The sequence below is a fragment of the Bradyrhizobium sp. CIR48 genome (assembly GCF_014198315.1).
GTDB lineage: Bacteria > Pseudomonadota > Alphaproteobacteria > Rhizobiales > Xanthobacteraceae > Bradyrhizobium.
Genome location: NZ_JACIHG010000005.1, coordinates 328,675 through 344,489 on the forward strand (window position 1 = coordinate 328,675; position 15,815 = coordinate 344,489).

At 65.0% G+C, this 15,815-nt stretch carries 14 protein-coding genes; 11 read left to right on the top strand and 3 right to left on the bottom strand.

Going from position 1 to position 15,815, the window contains the following annotated elements:
- Positions 1 to 9: 9 nt before the first annotated feature.
- Genes GGD66_RS17980 through GGD66_RS17990 form a run of 3 tightly spaced genes read right to left on the bottom strand, consistent with a single transcriptional unit; the run spans position 10 to position 2,665 of the window.
- Positions 10 to 1,560 (bottom strand): wax ester/triacylglycerol synthase family O-acyltransferase, encoded by a 1,551-nt coding sequence (locus GGD66_RS17980; protein ID WP_183258533.1) that lies wholly within the window; start codon positions 1,558 to 1,560, stop codon positions 10 to 12.
- 47 nt (positions 1,561 to 1,607) lie between these two features.
- Positions 1,608 to 2,408, bottom strand: a complete 801-nt coding sequence (locus tag GGD66_RS17985; RefSeq protein ID WP_092259579.1) for a triacylglycerol lipase — start codon at positions 2,406 to 2,408, stop codon at positions 1,608 to 1,610.
- Positions 2,408 to 2,665 carry a DUF6489 family protein gene (locus tag GGD66_RS17990; protein ID WP_028135213.1) on the bottom strand — a complete coding sequence of 86 codons (258 nt, stop codon included), beginning with the start codon at positions 2,663 to 2,665 and terminating at the stop codon, positions 2,408 to 2,410. The genes GGD66_RS17985 and GGD66_RS17990 overlap by 1 nt, the downstream gene beginning before the upstream one ends.
- A gap of 305 nt (positions 2,666 to 2,970) precedes the next feature.
- Between GGD66_RS17990 and GGD66_RS17995 the strand changes: the two genes are divergently transcribed.
- The 11 genes from GGD66_RS17995 (at position 2,971) to GGD66_RS18045 (ending at position 15,815) form a co-directional block, all read left to right on the top strand.
- Complete coding sequence (locus GGD66_RS17995) at positions 2,971 to 4,566, top strand: ABC transporter substrate-binding protein (RefSeq protein WP_018315572.1); 1,596 nt, start codon at positions 2,971 to 2,973, stop codon at positions 4,564 to 4,566.
- A 104-nt stretch (positions 4,567 to 4,670) separates the two neighbouring features.
- Positions 4,671 to 5,651, top strand: a complete 981-nt coding sequence (locus GGD66_RS18000) for an ABC transporter permease (protein ID WP_026201522.1) — start codon at positions 4,671 to 4,673, stop codon at positions 5,649 to 5,651.
- 9 nt (positions 5,652 to 5,660) lie between these two features.
- Positions 5,661 to 6,632 (top strand): ABC transporter permease, encoded by a 972-nt coding sequence (locus GGD66_RS18005; protein WP_028143436.1) that lies wholly within the window; start codon positions 5,661 to 5,663, stop codon positions 6,630 to 6,632.
- A gap of 28 nt (positions 6,633 to 6,660) precedes the next feature.
- Positions 6,661 to 7,647: an ABC transporter ATP-binding protein gene (locus GGD66_RS18010; RefSeq protein ID WP_183258534.1), complete on the top strand. Its 987-nt coding sequence runs from the start codon at positions 6,661 to 6,663 to the stop codon at positions 7,645 to 7,647.
- Complete coding sequence (locus GGD66_RS18015; protein ID WP_091953652.1) at positions 7,644 to 8,633, top strand: ABC transporter ATP-binding protein; 990 nt, start codon at positions 7,644 to 7,646, stop codon at positions 8,631 to 8,633. The genes GGD66_RS18010 and GGD66_RS18015 overlap by 4 nt, the downstream gene beginning before the upstream one ends.
- Positions 8,634 to 8,714: 81 nt before the next feature.
- Positions 8,715 to 10,520, top strand: coding sequence for a gamma-glutamyltransferase family protein (locus tag GGD66_RS18020; protein ID WP_183258535.1), 1,806 nt, complete (start codon positions 8,715 to 8,717; stop codon positions 10,518 to 10,520).
- A 9-nt stretch (positions 10,521 to 10,529) separates the two neighbouring features.
- Positions 10,530 to 11,240 (top strand): DUF1028 domain-containing protein, encoded by a 711-nt coding sequence (locus GGD66_RS18025; RefSeq protein WP_092259587.1) that lies wholly within the window; start codon positions 10,530 to 10,532, stop codon positions 11,238 to 11,240.
- Positions 11,237 to 12,226, top strand: coding sequence for an ABC transporter ATP-binding protein (locus GGD66_RS18030; RefSeq protein WP_018315565.1), 990 nt, complete (start codon positions 11,237 to 11,239; stop codon positions 12,224 to 12,226). The genes GGD66_RS18025 and GGD66_RS18030 overlap by 4 nt, the downstream gene beginning before the upstream one ends.
- Entirely contained in the window at positions 12,226 to 13,332 is a 1,107-nt protein-coding gene (locus tag GGD66_RS18035; protein WP_092259589.1) for an ABC transporter ATP-binding protein, read from the top strand. The genes GGD66_RS18030 and GGD66_RS18035 overlap by 1 nt, the downstream gene beginning before the upstream one ends.
- Before the next feature lie 22 nt (positions 13,333 to 13,354).
- Complete coding sequence (locus tag GGD66_RS18040; RefSeq protein ID WP_183258536.1) at positions 13,355 to 14,863, top strand: ABC transporter substrate-binding protein; 1,509 nt, start codon at positions 13,355 to 13,357, stop codon at positions 14,861 to 14,863.
- Positions 14,864 to 14,873: 10 nt separating this feature from the next.
- A complete protein-coding gene (locus tag GGD66_RS18045; protein WP_092259593.1) occupies positions 14,874 to 15,815 on the top strand; it encodes an ABC transporter permease in 942 nt (313 codons plus the stop codon).

Genomic DNA, 15,815 nt, shown 5'->3' on the forward strand with positions numbered 1-15,815 from the left:
GAACCATTCCTACTCAGCGGCACCCTTGATGTCGGTCGCCGGCGGCGCGTAGGCCGCCTCCAGCGCGGCGAACTCCTCCGGCAGCATGTCGCACATCACCTGCACATGCGGAATGATGTTGGCGCCGACGATGAAGCCGAAATCGAGCTGGTCGCGATAGCTCTGCACGGTGATGTTGAGCGCCTGCCCGTGCGTCGAGATCGACACCGGGAAGATGTGCAATAGCTCCGCGCCGGCAGCGTAGAGCGTCTGCCGCGGCCCCGGCACGTTGGACACCGTGATGTTCGCGGCCGGCGGCAGCACGTCCGACAGGTTCGAGCGGCTGTAGAGCAGCGCCAGGATCTGCACCATGATCGGCGCGCCGAGCATCGAGATGTTGGAGACCTGGGGCATCAGCGCGCGCAGGGGGTGCGACATCTCCTTGGACTTGGTCGATTGCGCGATGATGGCTTCGAGCCGCGCCTTGGGATCGTCGATGTTGGTCGCGATCGCGCAGATCATGCCGAACACCTGGTTATTGGCTTCGGTGTTACCCTCCTCGCGCAGCGAGATCGGCACCGCCGCGGTCAGCGATTTCGCCGGCAGCGTGCTGTACTCCTTCAGGTAACGCCGGACCACGCCGGAGGCGAGCGCCAACACGACGTCGTTGAGCTTGCCGCCGGCCTGCTTGGCCAGCGCCTTCGCCCGCGACAGCGGGATCGAGACGCCGGCGAAGCTTCGCTCCGAGGAGATGGTCTTGTTGAGCATGGTCGGCGGCGACACCATGCTGGCGAGACTCTCGCGCGACTTCGGATCGGCGACCTTGCCAAGCACCTCGGAGACGCTCTTGACCATGGTCGGGATATTGCCGGCAAAGCGCACCGCGCTCTCGATCTGGTACATCGCATTGTCGAACAGGATCGAGCCGATGTCGCTCTTGCCGGTGCGCGGCAATTGCAGGTTCTGGGCGGCCTTGCCGGCGTCGAGCGGCTGGTTGAACAGCTGCTGATAGGAATCGAGCAGGTTGGCGGCGATGTCACGCGGCTCCTGTCCCGACTTGGATCCCGCGGCCGGCGGATCGACCTTCCGCGGGATCGGCGAGATGTCGTAGATCATGTTGGTCAGGGCGGCACCAGCGCCGCCGTCGATTGCGGCATGGTGCATCTTCGAATAGAGCCCGACCTCGTTGTCCTTCATGCCCTCGAACACGTAGAACTCCCAGAGCGGGCGAGCTCGGTTCAAGAGCTTGGCGTGCATCCAGCCGACGATGCGCTCCAGCGTGGCGCGGTCGCGCGGCTGCGGCAGGCTGGCGCGGAAGATGTGGCGGTCGATGTCGAACTGATCGTCCTCGACCCAGGAGGGATGATCGATATCGAGCGGCGCCTTTTCCAGCCGCGCCTTCAGGATCGGCGCGATGTGCAGGCGCGATACGATCATCGCCTTGAAGTCTTCGAAGAAGTCGCCCTTGTAGTCGTCGGGCAGGCGAAAGATCGCCATGCTCCCGACATGCATCGGCATCTCCGGCGTTTCCAGATAGAGAAACGACGCGTCCAGCGACGACAGCTTCTTACCGTCAGCCATAGTTCCCTCCCGCAAGATTTGACGGGCGCCTTGGCCAGCGCTTCTCGTCAGGCCGATACTGCCTGTTCCGGCGGGGCATATGCAATGGCAAACGGCCCTGCCCGGTCAAATGGCGAGAATTCCCCTTCCGGTTGCGCCAGGCGGTCGGCCACGGCCCACAGCGCCGCAGGGTTCACCCCGAGCCCGATATGGCTCGCCAGATGCACCTCGATGTTCTCGGCACGGTCGGAGGGACGCAGCAAGCAGGTTCGCCAGTTCACGACACCGTCGGCCCGCGAATAGATCGACGTCGCCGGCACCGGAAGATCGCCGGCGATCGCCTCGCGCAATTCGGCGAAATCCTCGACCCGCTCGCCTGATAGCGCCTCGTAGAGCCGCGTGGCGTTGGTCGCCCGCACGTCATTGGCAAAAGGGCTGCCGAGCGTGACGACATAACGGACCATGTCGGGCGCCTGGAGCGCGAGATCGCGAGCATAGACGCCGCCGAGGCTCCATCCGACCAGGCTGACCTTGCGTCCGCTCGCAGCATGGATTTCGGCCAGACGGGTGCGCAGCGACTGGCGCATCCGCCCCAGCCCGCCGAGATTGCGGCCCATCCGCCAGGCATGTGCCTCATAGCCGAGCTCGGCGAGATAGCGCCGCATCGGGGCCATCGAGAGGTCACTGGCCAGAAAGCCCGGCAGCGCCAGCACCGGATGACCGTCACCCCTGGGCGCGCGCATCAGGACTGGCGATAGCAGCAGGCTCGCATTGAATTCGAACAGGCCGCGCGCTTCTGCAAGCAGCAGGGCGAGGCCCGGCGGACGAAGCCCGCCCGGCGCCTGCCGCCCGTCCGGCCCGGACGGCATTATTTCTTCTTGTCGCTGCTGCGCGTGCCGCCGAGGCCCGCCATCGTGACGAACATGTCCTGAAACCGCTCGGCGATCTTCGGATCGAACGTGAACCAGCTCTGGATCAGCGATTCCGGCGAGACCTTCTCGATGTTGCTGAGCACCTGCTGCTGCAGCTTGTCCATCACCGCCGTCTGCATCGGCCCCACGTCAGGCAAACCGAAGAACTGGCGGGCCTCGAGGGGGGTGCAGTCGATTTCGATATTAACTTTCATGTCCCCTCCGGATGAGATTCGAGCGGCCTGTCGGCAGTATCGCCGCGAGTTGTGGTGCGACGCAAGCGACCTGATGCAGGCGCGACATGCCCCGTCCCGCAATCGGCCGATATAGTCAACCAAAGTCGAAAGACGCGGTCCTCCATGCCAGGCGGCACGGTCAGCATTGCTGCACAGCGGTGCAACTTGGCGCGTTCCTTGCTGGAATGGCGCTTGCACCGGTCGAGAACTCTGGGCAACATGGATCAATCAGCCCTGCCGAACAATCAAAAATCATCGGCACGGTAGAGTGGAGAGGGTCAAGAATGTCAGTCGGTCGAAGTCTGTTTGCGGCGACGCTCGCCGGTACGCTTGCGTTGACGGTCGCGCCGGCGTCGAGCCAGACGCTGCGTTATGCCAACCAGGGTGACCTGAAATCCCTTGATCCCTATACGCTGAACGAAAGCACCACCCACGCCCATCTCGGCCACGTCTATCAAGGCCTCACCGCGCGCGACAAAGACCTCAAGATCATTCCGGCGCTCGCCGAAAGCTGGGAAACCCCGGAGCCGACCCGCTGGCGCTTCCATTTGCGCAAGGGCGTGAAATTCCACAACGGCGACCCCTTCACCGCCGACGACGTAGTCTTCTCGGCCGATCGCGTCCGCAAGAAGGGGTCCAACATGCAGACCCGCCTTGCGCCCGACGTCAAGGTGGTCAAGGTCGACGACTACACCGTCGATTTCGTGCTGCCTTCGCCCAATCCCATCCTGCATAACTCGTGGGATGTCTGGTACATCATGGACAAGAAATGGGCCGAGGAGAACAACGTCGTCGACCCGACGCCGGTGGCGGCCACCACGCCGAGCTATGCCTCTCTCCACGAGAACGGCACCGGTCCGTTCACCATCGAAAGCCATCAGCCCGGCGTGAAGACGGTTTTCAAGGCCAACCCCAATTACTGGGGCAAGGTCGAAGGTAACCTGAAGGAGATCGTCTTCACCCCGATCGCTTCGGACGCAACCCGCGTCGCTGCGCTGCTCTCAGGCGAAGTCGACGTCATCGAGCCGGTGCCGATCCAGGACATCTCCCGCGTCGATTCCAGCCCGAACGCCCAGGTGCTGAAGGGGCCGGAGCTGCGCACGATCTTCATCGGCTTCGATCAGATGCGCGATGAGCTGCTCTACTCCAACATCAAGGGCAAGAACCCGTTCAAGGACGTCCGCGTCCGCGAGGCCTTCTACAAGGCGATCGACATCGAGCTGATCAAGAAGCGCGTGATGCGCGAGCTGTCGACGCCATCGGCGCTGATGATCGCTCCGGAGTTGTTCGCACTGTCCAAGGAGTTCACGCGGCCGAAATTCGACCCTGATGGAGCCAAGAAGCTCCTGACCGAAGCCGGCTATCCCGATGGCTTCGAGGTCACGATGGATTGTCCGAACGACCGTTACGTCAACGACGCCGCGATCTGCCAGGCCGTTGTCGGCATGCTGGCCCGCATCGGCGTCAAGATCAACCTGCTGGCGCAGCCGAAGGCGCAGTACTTCGCCAAGGTGTTGAAGCAGGGCGGCTACCAGACCTCGTTCTACCTCCTGGGCTGGACGCCGAGCACGATGGACTCCCACAACGTGCTCTACGACATCATGGGCTGCCGCGACGATGCGAAATCCTCACGCGGCGAGGCCAATCTCGGCGGCTACTGCAACAAGGAGTTCGACGCCATCACCGACAAGGTGCTGGTCGAAACCGATACTGCCAAGCGCAACCAGCTGATCAAGCAGGCCTACGAAATCGGCAACAAGGACTGGTCCTACATCCCGCTGCACCAGCAGGCACTGGCCTGGGGCGTGTCGAAGAAGGTCAACCTGCCGCAGCGCGCCGACAATCTGGTCATGTTCCATTGGGCGACCAAGAAGGAATAGCGCCAGTTGAACACGAGGTCCCGGCGGCGTCAGGCATCCGGGACCTTTCCTTTTCCGGCTGACAAAGACGTCGACCGCACGCACACCCAAGGATAGTGGAAGGCATGCTCGCTTTCACTCTTCGCCGCGCCGTTCAGGCCATCGGCGTCATGTTCGCCGTCGGCATCATCGCCTTCTCGATGTTCCGTTTCGCAGGCGACCCCGTCAACCAGATCGTCTCGATCGACACGTCGGCGGCCGAACGCGAAGCCGTGCGCAAGTCGCTCGGCCTGGACGATCCCGTGCCGGTGCAGTTCGTGCGTTATTTCGCCGACGCCGCGCAATTCAAGTTCGGCGTCTCCTACCAGTTCCGCCAGCCGGTCTCGACGCTGTTGATGGAGCGTATGCCCGCCACGCTGGAACTTGCGATCTGCGCCACCGTGTTTGCAATGGTGTTCGGCATTCTGATGGGCGTCTATTCGGCGCTGAGGCGCGACACCGTGCTCGCCAAATTATTCCAGGCGGTTTCGCTGATCGGCATCTCATTGCCGACTTTCCTGATCGGAATTCTCCTGATCTATCTGTTCGCGGTGACATTGGGCTGGTTGCCCTCGTTCGGCCGCGGCGAGGTGGTCAAGCTCGGCTGGTGGAGCACGGGTCTGCTCACGCTGTCGGGATTGAAGGCATTGATCATGCCCTCGATCACGCTCGGCCTGTTCCAGATGACCCTGATCATGCGGCTGGTGCGCGCGGAGATGCTGGAAGTGCTGCGAACCGACTATATCCGTTTCGCCCGCGCCCGCGGGCTGACTACCCGCGCCATCCATTTCGGCCACGCGCTGAAGAACACGCTCATCCCCGTCATCACCGTCGCCGGCCTTCAGTTTGGCTCGGTTATTGCATTTTCGATCATCACCGAAACCGTGTTCCAATGGCCGGGCATGGGACTCCTGTTCGTGCAGGCCGTGCAAAACGTCGATATCCCGATCATGGCCGCCTACCTGCTGATGGTCTCGCTGATCTTCGTCACCATCAATCTGGTGGTCGACATTCTCTACACTGTGGTCGATCCGCGCCTGCGCGCGACCGTCGGCCGCGCTACATAAGGCCCCTGCATGTCCGACGCCGTCGCCTCCAATTCCGACAAGCAGAGCGCGCCGCCCGCGCATGCCGGTCGCAGCTGGCTCAGCCGCGCCCTCGACAGCGACATCTTCTACTCGTTCCGCCGTTCCAAGCTGACCATGGTGGCAGCGGCCATTACCGTGCTGCTTTTCCTGCTCGCGATCTTTGCATCCGCGCTCGCGGTGCAGAACCCGTTCGATCCGGCGCAGCTCCAATTGATGAACTCGCGCATCTCGCCGCTCTGGACCGCCGACGGCCAAAGCCCGTTCCTGCTCGGCACCGACGAGCAGGGTCGCGACGTATTCTCCGCCATCCTCTACGGGATGCGCATCTCGCTCGCCGTCGGCGTGGCCGGTGTGATCTTCGCCGGCGCGCTCGGCATCGCGCTCGGCCTGATCGCCGGCTATTTCGGCGGCGCGGTCGATGGCGTGATCATGCGGATCGCCGACGTGCAATTGACCTTTCCCGCCATTCTGATCGCGCTGCTGGTCAATGGCATCGCGAAATCCATCCTCGGCAACCGCCTGGATGCCACTAGCATGCTGGTGGTGCTGGTGATCTCGATCGGCCTGAGTTTCTGGGTCGGGTATGCAAGGACGGTGCGCGGCTCCGTGATGGTCGAGAAGAACAAGGATTACGTGGCCGCCGCGCAGCTGATCGGCCTGCCCGCGCCAAAGATCATGCTGCGGCACGTGCTGCCGAACACGATGGGCCCGATCCTTGTGATCGCCACCATCAACCTCGCGCTGGCCATCATCACCGAGGCGACGCTGTCTTTCCTCGGCGTCGGCCTGCCCGACACCATGCCCTCGCTGGGCACGCTGATCCGCATCGGCAACAATTATCTGTTCGCGGGCGAATGGTGGATCGTCGCATTCCCCGGCCTCGCGCTGGCCGGGCTGATCCTGTCGATCAACCTGCTCGGCGACTGGCTGCGCGATGCGCTCAACCCGAAGCTCCGATGAGCAAAACCTCGACAAGAGCGCCTCACTCATGACCGAGCCCATCCTCTCCGTCCGCAACCTTCAGGTGGAGTTCGCCTCCCGCCGCGGCACGCTGCGCGCCATCGACGGCGTCTCCTTCGACATCGCCAAGGGCGAAGTGCTGGGCGTGGTCGGCGAATCCGGCGCCGGCAAATCCGTCACCGGCCTTGCCGTGATCGGCCTGATCGACCCGCCTGGCCGGATCGCGGGCGGCGAGATTCGCCTGGCCGGCCTGCGCATCGACAATCTGCCGCCGGAGGAGATGCGCCGCATCCGCGGCAAACGGATCGGCATGATCTTCCAGGATCCCCTCACCTCGCTCAATCCGCTCTACCGGGTCGGTGACCAGATCATCGAGACGATCCGAACCCACCTGAATCTCTCCGAGACGGCCGCCCGCCGCCGCGCCATCGACCTGCTTGCCGAGGTCGGCATTCCCGCGCCGGAAAAGCGCATCGACGGCTACCCGCACGAATTCTCCGGCGGCATGCGCCAGCGCGTCGTGATTGCGCTCGCAATCTGCGCCGAGCCCGAACTCATCATCGCGGACGAGCCGACCACCGCGCTCGACGTTTCCGTGCAGGCGCAGATCATCTCGCTGATCAAGCGGCTCGGCCGCGACCACGGCACCGCCGTGATGCTGGTGACGCACGACATGGGCGTGATCGCGGAGACCTCCGACCGCGTCGCCGTGATGTATGCCGGCCGTGTTGCCGAGATCGGTCCGGTGCAGGACGTCGTGAAGAATCCCCTGCATCCCTATGCCAAGGGCTTGATGGGCGCGATCCCGACGCTGGCCGGCGACGACAAGCGTCTCATGCAGATTCCTGGCTCGATGCCGCGGCTGTCGGCGATCCCGCGCGGCTGCTCGTTCAACCCGCGCTGCGCGTTCGTGTTCGATCGCTGTCGTGTCGATCGACCCGAGCCGCTGCCGCGCGGTGCGCAATCGGTCGCCTGCCATCTCTATGACAGCGTGCCGGCGGAGAGCGCGGCATGAGCGCTTCCTTCGTCCAGGCCACAAATCTGCGCCGGGTGTTCGACGTCTCGAAACCCTGGCTCAACCGCGTGCTCGAAGGCGGGCATCTCGAATATCTCAAGGCCGTCGATCACGTCACCTTCGATATCAGGAAGGGCGAGACCTTTGCGTTGGTCGGCGAGTCCGGCTCGGGCAAGACCACGGTGGCGCGGATGGTCGTCGGCCTGCTGCCGCCGAGCTCCGGCGATGTCTTGATCGACGGCGTCTCGATGACCGATCCGCGGCAGGCGCCGGCGCGCCGAAAGCTGCGCCGCCGCATCCAGATGATCTTCCAGGATCCCTATGCGAGCCTGAACCCGCGCTTCCGCGTCGATGCCATCATCTCTGAGCCGATCCGCGCCTTCGACCTGATCCAGGGTGAGCGCGACATCCAGGCGCGCGTCGGCGAGCTGCTCAGCCTGGTCGGCCTGCATCCCGACGATCGGTTGAAGTTTCCGCACGAATTCTCCGGCGGCCAGCGCCAGCGCATCGCGATCGCCCGGGCGCTCGCATCGGATGCCGAGTTCATCGTCTGCGACGAGCCGACTTCGGCGCTCGACGTCTCCGTACAGGCGCAGATCCTGAACCTGATGCGCGACCTGCAGGACAAGTTCGGTCTGACCTACATGTTCATCAGCCACAACCTTGCCGTGGTCCGCCACATGGCGAGCCGCGTCGGCGTGATGTATCTCGGCCGCATCGTCGAGATCGCGGAAGGACGCGAGCTGTTCGCCCGTCCGCGTATGCCCTACACCAAGATGCTGCTGGGTGCCGTGCCCGACCTCGCCATGAGCGGCCGCCAACGCATTCCGGTGAAGGGCGAGATCCCGAACCCGATCAATCCGCCGCCCGGCTGCGCCTTCAATCCGCGCTGCCCGCTGGCGTTCGATCTCTGCCGCAAGGAGACGCCGGAACTGATTGACGGCGTCGCCTGCCACGCCGTCAACACCGCGCCGGTCCCGGCGTGACGCGCGCGTGCCATGCTGGCAGCGCATTGGCGGCGCGGCATCGCCTGTGATCAATTGCGCGCGCCGCAAATGAGGTAATCCATGGCCAGCAATGTCAATCCCGATCCCTTCACGACCCGCCCCGAGATCGAGGGCACGTTCGGGGTCGTCGCCACAACCCACTGGATCGCGACCGCCGTCGGCATGGCCATCCTGGAAAAGGGCGGCAATGCCTTCGACGCCGGCGTTGCCACCGCCTTCACGCTGCAGGTGGTCGAGCCGCATCTCAACGGCCCCGGCGGCGACGTGCCTGTCATCGTCCACGACGTGAAGCGCGGCCGCACCGAGGTGATCTGCGGCCAGGGTCCGGCACCGGCGCGCGCCACCATCGCGCATTACAAGAGCGAAGGCCTCGACATGGTGCCCGGCACCGGCCTGCTCGCGGCCTGCGTCCCCGGCACCTTCGAAACCTGGATGATGCTGTTGCGCGACTATGGCACGATGCGCGTGCGCGACGTGCTGGAGCCCGCGATCTCCTATGCGCGCGACGGCTATCCGCTGGTCGAGCGCGCCTGCGCCACGATCCAGACCGTCGAACAATTATTCCGCAAGCATTGGCCAACGTCGGCCGCCGTCTACCTGCCGAACGGCGAGGTGCCGAAGCCCGGCACGCTCTTTACCAACAAAACGCTGGCCGCGACCTACGCACGAATTCTCAGCGGAGCCGAGAGCGGCGGCGGTGGCCGTGATGCCGAAATCGAGCGCGCGCGCAAAGCCTGGTCGCAAGGCTTCGTCGCGGAAGCCATCGACAAATTCTGCCGGACGCAAGAGGTGATGGACGTCAGCGGTTCGCCGCATCGCGGCGTGCTCTCTGCCGACGACATGGCGCGCTGGCAACCGACGATCGAAGCGCCGCTCACCTACGACTATGGCCGCTATACCGTCTGCAAGGCCGGAGTCTGGAGCCAGGGTCCGGTGACGCTGCAACAGCTCGCGCTTCTGAAGGGCTTTGCCCTCGACGGGCTCGATCCCACCGGGCCGGAGTTCGTCCATCTCCAGATCGAATGCGCAAAACTTGCCTTTGCCGATCGCGAAAAATTCTACGGCGACCCCAAGTTCAGCGAGATCCCGATCGCGACGCTGCTATCGGACGCCTATAACGACGAACGCCGCAAGCTGGTTACCGAGAAGGCTTCGCTCGATCTCCGGCCCGGCGCAATCGAGGGCTTTGGCGGCGTCGTCAAACTGCGCCGCGCCGAAGGCCAACGCGAGGCCGTTGGCGCGCTCGGCGCCGGTGAACCAACCGTGGGGCGCTTCGGCGATGTGCGCGGCGACACCGTGCATTTCGACATCATCGACAAAGCCGGCAACATGGTATCCTCGACGCCTTCAGGGGGCTGGCTGCAATCCTCGCCTGTCATTCCCGAGCTGGGTTTCTGCCTCGGCAGCCGCGCGCAGATGTTCGATTTGGAGGAGAACCAACCTGGTTCGCTCGCGCCGGGCAAGCGGCCGCGCACGACGCTGTCGCCGACCATGGCACTGCGCGACGGCGAGCCGTACCTCGCCTGGGGTTCGCCCGGCGGCGACCAGCAGGACCAGTGGATCACGCAGTTCTTCCTGCGCCATGTCCATTGCAATCTCAATCTCCAGGAGGCGATCGACGCGCCGGCTTGGCACTCCGAGCATTTCCCGATCTCGTTCTGGCCGCGTACAGCCCGCCCCGGCGTGCTCGTGGTCGAGAACCGCGTGTCCAAGGCGACGATCGAGAACCTTCGTGAGCGCGGACACATCGTGGAAGTTGGTCCCGACTGGTCCGAAGGCCGCCTCACCGCGGCCTCGCGCGTCGGCGTGCGGCGGCGCGCCGCCGCCAATCCGCGCGGCATGCAAGGTTACGCCGCGGGACGCTGAAGGCAGCACATGACCTGGTCGATCATCGCGCGAGACCCTGCTACCGGCCAGCTCGGCATCGCGGTTGCCACCCGGTTCTTCGCCGTCGGCGCGCGCGTGCCCTATATCGCGGCTGGCCTCGGCGCGATCGCGACGCAGGCCTTCGTCAACCCCTATTACGGCATCGACGGCCTCAAGCTGCTGCGGCAGGGCCTCAATGCGCACGACGTGCTGGCCGCGCTGCTCGCGACCGACGATGGCCGCGAGAGCCGTCAGATCCACATCATGGATGCGAGCGGCGAGATCGCCGCCCATACCGGGCGCGACTGCGTCGACTGGTGCGGGCACATCGCAGGCAGCGGGTTCTCCATCGCCGGCAACATGCTGGCTGGCGCCGACGTGCTCGACGAGACCGCGAAGACCTATATCGCCAACGACAGCCTGTCCTTCCCGCGCCGCCTGCTCGCCGCGATGCGAGCAGGGGAAGCTGCCGGCGGCGACAAGCGCGGCAAGCAGTCCGCCGCGCTCTTGATCCATGGCGAGGAGGAATGGCCGGCACTGGACATTCGCGCCGACGACCATCCCGATCCGATCAGTGAGCTCGAACGGCTCGAGCAGGTCAGCCACGAGCTATGGGTGCATTTTCGCACATCCATGCCGACGCGGCAGAACCCGGCCGGCAATACCGATCGCAGCGTCATCGACGCCAGCATCCAAGCAGCGCGTGCAAGGCAATCATGAGCGCGAGCCCCCTCATCGAGATCAGGGACCTCCGCATCCGTTTCCACGGCGACGACGGCCGCATCACCCACGCGGTCGACAGTGTCGACCTCAGTGTCGCCAACGGCGCGACGCTCGGCCTCGTCGGCGAATCCGGTTGCGGCAAGAGCGTGACGTCGCTGGCGATCATGGGCCTGTTGCCGAAGCAAAGTGCGGAGATATCGGGCGCGATCCGCTTCGACGGCCTCGACCTCCTGCGGACGCCGGACCAGACCCTGCGCAATCTGCGCGGCAACCGGCTCGCGATGATCTTCCAGGAGCCGATGACCTCGCTCAATCCGAGCTTCACCATCGGCGACCAGATCATCGAGACCATTTTGCGCCACCGCGGCGGCTCGCGGAAAAGCGCGCGCGAGCGGGCGATCGAGCTGCTGCGCCGCGTCCACATCCCCTCGCCCGAGCGGCGGATCGACGAATATCCGCACAAGCTCTCCGGCGGCATGCGCCAGCGCGTGATGATCGCGATGGCGCTGGCCTGCGATCCGCGCCTGCTGATCGCGGACGAGCCGACGACCGCGCTCGACGTCACCTTGCAGGCGCAAATCCTGGAGCTGATGCGGGAGTTGAAAGCGGCAAGCGGCGCCGCGATCATCCTGATCACGCACGATCTCGGCGTGGTCGCCGAGGTCTGCGACGAGGTCGCTGTGATGTATGCCGGCGAGATCGTCGAGCGCGCGCCGGTGGACGACTTGTTCTCGGCGCCGCAGCATCCCTACACCGTCGGCCTGCTCGGCTCGATCCCGCGGCTCGACCATCGCGCCGAACAGCTTGCGACGATCGAGGGCATGGTGCCGAACATGGCGCAGCCGCCGGCAGGCTGCCGCTTCGCCGCGCGCTGCCCGTTCGTGCTGGACGCCTGCACCAAGGCACCGCCGCCATTGATCGAAGTCAGCCCCGGCCACCTCTCGCGCTGCATCCGCGCGCCGCTCGAACGTCTGGTGTCGTGATGGCGCTGCTCGAGGTCACGGGCCTGGTCAAGCATTTCGTCGCCGAGCGCTCGCTGTTCGGCCGGGCGCTGGCGCACGTCAAGGCGGTCGATGGCGTCTCCTTCTCGCTCGAAGCCGGCAAGACGCTGGCGCTCGTCGGCGAATCCGGTTGCGGCAAATCCACCGTAAGCCGCCTGGTGCTGCGGCTGATCGAGCCGGACGCGGGTATGGTCCGGTTCGACGGCCGCGATCTCCTCTCGCTTGATCCCAATGCGCTGCGCGCCTTCCGCCGCGAAGCGCAGATCATCTTTCAGGACCCCTACGCCTCGCTCAATCCGCGCATGACCGTCGGGCAGATCCTGACCGAGCCGCTGGCGCTGCACGATCTCGTGCCGCCGGCAGAGCGGCGCGCGCGCGTCGCGGAAATCTTGCGGCTGGTCGGGCTGGAGCCGAGGCTGGCACGGCGCTATCCGCACGAATTCTCCGGCGGCCAGCGCCAGCGCATCGCCATCGCCCGCGCGCTCGCGGTCGAGCCGAAGCTGATCATCTGCGACGAGCCGGTCTCGGCGCTCGACGTCTCGATCCGCTCGCAGATCCTCAATCTGCTGCGCGAGCTGCAGGACCGGCTCGGCCTCGCCTACATTTTCGTCTCGCACGACCTCGCCGTGGTCAAGCACATCGCCGACCACGTCGCGGTGATGAATCTCGGCCAGATCGTCGAGACGGCGGAGGCGGATGCGCTGTTCGCCTCACCCCGACATCCCTATAGCCGAGCGCTGCTGTCCGCGATCCCGCTGCCACAGCCGAAGGCGAAGCGCGCGACCGTCCTGCTGGAGGGCGAGATCCCGAGCGCGCTCAATCCGCCCGCTGGCTGCCGCTTCCACACCCGCTGCCCGTTCGTGATCGAGCGCTGCCGCAACGAGGCGCCGGCGCTTCTAGCTGACGGCTCGGGCCACGCCACCGCCTGTCACCGCACGGCGGAGCTGCCGTCTGCCGACGCCATCCTGCCGGCAGCCGGCGGGTTTTCGCCGGCGCTTGCTAAATTGGTCGCGGCCTTCAGCCGAAAGACGGAAGGCGGGAGCCCTGCCGGGGTTGGTATACAAGGCGCCGCGCCCACAACGACGTAGCCGAAGCAATGGGGATTGTCCGATGAAGATGTTTCGCCTGGCCGCAACGGCCGCCGCTGTCCTGCTGTCGCTTGGAGCCGCGCAGGCCCAGACCACGCTGCGCATCGGCCTCGCCGAGGATCCTGATATCCTCGATCCCACGATGGCGCGCACCTATGTCGGCCGCATCGTGTTCTCCGCCTTCTGCGACAAGCTGTTCGACATCGACGAGAAGCTCAACATCGTGCCGCAGCTCGCCCTGTCGAGCGAGACCGCCGACGACGGCAAGGCGCTGGTCATCAAGCTCCGGCCGGGCGTGAAATTCCACGACGGCGAGCCATTCGACGCCGAAGCCGCAAAGTTCTCGCTGGAGCGGCATCTGACGTTCCCCGGCTCGTTCCGCAAGCCCGAGCTCGCCTCGGTCGATCATATCGAAATCGTCGATCCCCTCACGGTCAAGCTGGTGCTGAAGTCGCCGTTCTCGCCGCTGCTGGCCCAGCTCACCGACCGCGCCGGGATGATGGTGTCGCCGAAGGCGGCGAAAGAAGCCGGCGACAAGTTCGGCCTGCGTCCGGTCTGCGCCGGCCCTTATAAATTCGTCGAGCGCGTGCAGCAGGACCGCATCGTGTTCGAGAAATTCGCGGACTATTGGAACAAGGACAACGTCTTCATCGACAAGATCGTGTTCCAGCCGATCGTCGATGCCACGGTGCGGCTTGCGAACTTGAAATCCGGCGGCCTCGATTTGATCGAGCGCGTGCTCGCCACCGACCTGAAGGAAGTCCGCGCGGATTCACGGCTGAAGGTCGCGACCGCGATCGAGCTTGGCTATCAGGGCGTCACGCTCAACATCGGCAAGGACAAGGCCAAGGGGCCGCTCAGCCAGTCCGCCAAGGTGCGGCAGGCGCTCGACCTCGCGATCGACCGCGAGGCGATTAATCAGGTCGTGTTCAATGGCGAGTTTCAGGTCGGCAATCAATGGGTCAATCCTGATCATCCCTACTATCAGAAATCCCTTCCGGTCCGTCCCCGCAACGTCGAGAAGGCCAAGGCATTGCTGAAGGAGGCCGGCGTGACACCGCCGGTCAGCGTCGATTTCCTGGTGCCGAAGGGCGCGGAGACCGAGACGCCGGCGCAGGTCATCCAGTCGATGGCGGCCGAGGCCGGGTTCGACATGAAGATCCGCCTCACCGAATTCGCGACCGGGCTGAAGCAGGCGGAGTCTGGCGATTACCAGGCCTATATGCTGGCCTGGAGCGGGCGCGTCGATCCCGACGGCAACACCTTTGTATTCCTGCACAGCGGTGCGCCGCAGAATTACGGCGCGTGGGACAACCCGCAGGCCGACAAGGCACTGGAGGACGCCCGATCGGTCACCGATCCCGCCAAGCGCAAGGCCAGCTATGAGACCCTGGCCAAGCTGGTCCAGGACGAGGAGCCGCTGCTGTACCTCTACCACCGCCGCATCATCATCGCGCACACGACCAAGCTCGAAGGCTACAAGCAGATGCCCGACGGCCTCGTGCGCGTGATCGGGCTCAAGCTGAAGTGACGCCGCCAGAATGCTGAACTTCCTCGCCCGCCGCCTCGCGCAGATCGTGCCGACGCTGTTCTTCGTCTCGGTACTGATCTTCTCGCTGCAGCAATTGCTGCCGGGCGATCCCGCGCTGGTGATGGCGGGCGAAGAGCGCGACCCGGCCGTGATCGAACAGATCCGCCACCAGTACCGGCTCGATCAGCCGGTCCCGGTGCAGTACGCCTACTGGATCAAGGGCGTACTCTCTGGCGATTTCGGCGAGTCGCTGCGCAACAAGATGCCGGTGCGCGAGCTAATCGCTCAGAAGCTACCGGTGACGCTGCAGCTTGGCGCGATGGCGATCGTGATCGCGTTCCTGATCGGCATCCCCGCCGGCATCGTCGCAGCCGTGAAGAAAGGCTCGGCCTGGGATTACGGCGCGAACCTGTTTGCGCTATGGGGCATCTCCACGCCGAACTTCTGGCTCGGGATCATGCTGATCTTCCTGTTCTCGATCGAGCTCGGCTGGCTGCCGGCTTCCGGCTACGTGCCGCTCACCGAGAACTGGCGCGCGAGCCTGGCGGCCACCATCATGCCGGCTTTCGTGCTCGGCAACGCGATTGCCGCGGTCCTGATGCGGCATACCCGCAGCGCCATGCTGCAGGTGCTGGAAAGCGACTACGTCCGAACTGCCCGGGCCAAGGGACTGTTGGAGCGCTCGGTGATCCTGAAGCACGCGATGCGCAATGCGCTGACGCCCGTCATCACGCTCGGCGCACTCGAGCTCGGCACGCTATTGTCAGGCGCAGTCCTGACCGAGCAGATCTTCTCCATCCCCGGCTTCGGTAAGCTGATCGTGGACGCCGTCTTCAACCGCGACTACGCCGTCGTGCAAGGCGTCGTGCTGGTGACGGCCACGATCTACATCACGCTGAATCTCGTTGCCGACATCGCCTATATCCTCGTCAATCCGCGGCTGCGGGGCTAG

Bases quoted from the DNA above. Each gene is read 5' to 3' on its own strand.
- GGD66_RS17980 (WP_183258533.1), bottom strand. From the start codon at position 1,560: ATGGCTGACGGTAAGAAGCTGTCGTCGCTGGACGCGTCGTTTCTCTAT.
- GGD66_RS17985 (WP_092259579.1), bottom strand. From the start codon at position 2,408: ATGCCGTCCGGGCCGGACGGGCGGCAGGCGCCGGGCGGGCTTCGTCCG.
- GGD66_RS17990 (WP_028135213.1), bottom strand. From the start codon at position 2,665: ATGAAAGTTAATATCGAAATCGACTGCACCCCCCTCGAGGCCCGCCAG.
- GGD66_RS17995 (WP_018315572.1), top strand. From the start codon at position 2,971: ATGTCAGTCGGTCGAAGTCTGTTTGCGGCGACGCTCGCCGGTACGCTT.
- GGD66_RS18000 (WP_026201522.1), top strand. From the start codon at position 4,671: ATGCTCGCTTTCACTCTTCGCCGCGCCGTTCAGGCCATCGGCGTCATG.
- GGD66_RS18005 (WP_028143436.1), top strand. From the start codon at position 5,661: ATGTCCGACGCCGTCGCCTCCAATTCCGACAAGCAGAGCGCGCCGCCC.
- GGD66_RS18010 (WP_183258534.1), top strand. From the start codon at position 6,661: ATGACCGAGCCCATCCTCTCCGTCCGCAACCTTCAGGTGGAGTTCGCC.
- GGD66_RS18015 (WP_091953652.1), top strand. From the start codon at position 7,644: ATGAGCGCTTCCTTCGTCCAGGCCACAAATCTGCGCCGGGTGTTCGAC.
- GGD66_RS18020 (WP_183258535.1), top strand. From the start codon at position 8,715: ATGGCCAGCAATGTCAATCCCGATCCCTTCACGACCCGCCCCGAGATC.
- GGD66_RS18025 (WP_092259587.1), top strand. From the start codon at position 10,530: ATGACCTGGTCGATCATCGCGCGAGACCCTGCTACCGGCCAGCTCGGC.
- GGD66_RS18030 (WP_018315565.1), top strand. From the start codon at position 11,237: ATGAGCGCGAGCCCCCTCATCGAGATCAGGGACCTCCGCATCCGTTTC.
- GGD66_RS18035 (WP_092259589.1), top strand. From the start codon at position 12,226: ATGGCGCTGCTCGAGGTCACGGGCCTGGTCAAGCATTTCGTCGCCGAG.
- GGD66_RS18040 (WP_183258536.1), top strand. From the start codon at position 13,355: ATGAAGATGTTTCGCCTGGCCGCAACGGCCGCCGCTGTCCTGCTGTCG.
- GGD66_RS18045 (WP_092259593.1), top strand. From the start codon at position 14,874: ATGCTGAACTTCCTCGCCCGCCGCCTCGCGCAGATCGTGCCGACGCTG.